Raw genomic sequence first — 2,615 nt, forward strand, 5'->3', positions numbered from 1 at the left:
TTGGTTTGATCGCTTTAATATTTGCTACGGGTCGATAATTTACTTGTAATGCTTTTTGCCATAAATCGACCCATTCCGTCTGCGTAATATAGTTTTCCTTTTTTCTAAAATACGCGTTTTCAACACATAACAAAACATGCATATGTTGGTTGTAACTACCGTCAATTTTATTAACTGTTACTTCAGTTGAACGTAAAAAACCTACCAAATTCTTTTTAACTTTTGTATACATCTTTAATTTATTAAAAGCCTTAGACATATGCTTTAAACTTTGTTCCAAGTGGTCACCATCTATTGCATTTTTTGTCGACAAAGTAAGAAATAACCACCGAGCAGTTGGCTTTTCTTTAACAACTTCTTCAATCACTCTTTGAGCTTGATAACTATTTTTCATAGCACGCCTCCAATTACAAACTGGACATAATTTTGACTTACAAAACCATGTCTTATGTAATTTCAAATAACCTTCATCAGTTGGCTTGAACTCTAAGACGTTACCACATTGTTTTACGTTAAAAGCCTTTTTAATTTTTAAGATTTCCAGTATATCTGCATAACTTACATTATCTATTTTCTTTTCTCTCCATGGGCGTTGTTTCCCACTTTTCGTCATATCTTTTAATGTTTTATTATCTTGATTTTCGTCTATATATTTTGTATGATTGTCTTGCATATAAAAAGCCCTCCAGTATTGATTAATGAGTAGATGCTTTAATCTTATTACTGGAGCTTTTTTATGTCAAATTTTCCTTTCACGCACAAAAACAACCAAAAATACTGTTATATCAACATTCAAATGACTTTTTATATCTTTGAGTTATTTCTATATAGTATCAAGACAAGAAGAAACTCGTTTTCAACTCGTTTTAAAACCACCAACCAAAACCTTAAAACTCATCGTAATTTCACTTAAGTTTTTCTTAATTATTCCTTCTTTTTCTACGTCACTTAAATTCCACGTTAAAGGCGTCATATCAAGTAATTTATTCAATTCTTCTTTATTTAATTTAACCTTATAACTAATGTCTATCATTTCAATTTTATTAAAATTAGCTTCAAATAAATCTATAACCTCAGAATTATCATAATCCTTATTTTTATGATTACTAAAGACTATATTCCTTATTTCTTTTAAATAATCACTATTAGGAATTATTTTTATCAATTTCCCCTCTTTATCTAGAACTCTTTTAAACTCATCATAATTAGAAGGGCTAAGCACATTAATTAAAAAGTCTACATTCCCATTCATAACTGGTATATCAGCTAGATCAGCAACCAACCAATTTATATTTTTATATGATTTTGCTGCTTTTTTTACACCTTCTTTTGCAATGTCTATACCTAAGAATTCATTTTCACCAAGAAATGTTTTACTAATTTCATTTAAAATATAACCCTCACCAGTACCAACATCTATCACATTATTTTTAGTTTTAATCTCATATTTTTTAATAATTTCTATGATTTTTGAAATTAATATCGAATACAAATTGCTACTATCATTCAATTCTCTTCTAGCAATAAACAATTTTTTATCGTATTTACTTTTTTTATGCCCTGAAATTAAATTCGAATAACCCTCTTTTGCAATATCAAAAGTATGGTTATTCTCACATGCTAAAGTTTTATAACCTCTCTTTAATTTTTCATCACATATAGAACACTTAAAAAACATATTCACACCTCCAATCAAATAATTATAAATAACAAAGTTGCTTTATTCCAATTGCTTTATTGACGTTGAGCCTCGGAACCCTTAACAATCCCAAAACTTGTCGAATGGTCGGCTTAATAGCTCACGCTATGCCGACATTCGTCTGCAAGTTTAGTTAAGGGTTCTTCTCAACATCAATAAATTTTCTCGGCATAAATGCGTGTTCTTGTTATAATTAATTTAAGAAATCAAATAGTCGGTCAACTATATTGAGAATTGCTAATGCATTTTGTAAGTCGCCAAAATTTTAAATGGTGGCTTTTTTGTTTTGTTGAATTTTAAATGGCTTTATTTTGAATTTTAAGGGGTCATTTTAAAGATTTAGGGGTAATTCATATAGTTTTATACCTAAAAACTTATATAAGCTCTTAAAACGCAAATATGAGCCAAATAAATATATGCTATTTTCAAAAACAAAAATTTGAGCAAAACCAGTGTTGAATTTTTTAGACACTGCCCATTTACGCACAAAATTATTTTTGTGCATGTAAACTGGTCAACCATGCCGGTTGAACGCTATAGTTCCCGCAGGGGCAAAAAAGCATAAAAAAACGCTAGCTTTTAAGCTAACGTTTCAAATCTTTTAAGTAATAATTTTGTTTTTCAAAATTCCAAATTGCCGTAATTGAATGTGCTTTTTCTTCTTCGTCTGTTGTTTTATCTTCGTCACTTGTATTAATCAAATTACCATCTTCGGCATCGTCTAAATTTAAAATTTTATGTTTTTGTTTTAGCAAACCACCATAACTCAACATACGTTTTCGATATAAACCTTTTTCTAAATCATTCACGATTTCAGAATCTTTTTCACTGTCCCCAGTTAAATATTCTGATGATTTAACCGAATATTTCGAGGTCTCTTTAATTGCTGCTTGGATATCTTTATCACCTTTTTGAT

The 2,615-nt window shown here is 29.2% G+C and carries 3 protein-coding genes; all 3 read right to left on the bottom strand.

All coding sequences use genetic code 11. The features are described 5' to 3' along the window. On the bottom strand, positions 1 to 673 hold a 673-nt coding region (locus tag KA856_RS13750; RefSeq protein ID WP_210138781.1), incomplete at its 3' end, for a protein rep. Positions 674 to 856: 183 nt separating this feature from the next. After that, a complete protein-coding gene (locus KA856_RS13755; RefSeq protein WP_049948317.1) occupies positions 857 to 1,678 on the bottom strand; it encodes a putative RNA methyltransferase in 822 nt (273 codons plus the stop codon). Between the two features lie 605 nt (positions 1,679 to 2,283). Continuing rightward, the coding region (locus KA856_RS13760) for a protein rep (protein ID WP_210138782.1) at positions 2,284 to 2,615 on the bottom strand (332 nt) is incomplete at its 5' end.

This window comes from Staphylococcus sp. GDB9P120P (assembly GCF_017893435.1).
GTDB classification, from domain to species: domain Bacteria; phylum Bacillota; class Bacilli; order Staphylococcales; family Staphylococcaceae; genus Staphylococcus; species Staphylococcus cohnii.

Bases quoted from the DNA above. Each gene is read 5' to 3' on its own strand.
- KA856_RS13755 (WP_049948317.1), bottom strand. From the start codon at position 1,678: ATGTTTTTTAAGTGTTCTATATGTGATGAAAAATTAAAGAGAGGTTAT.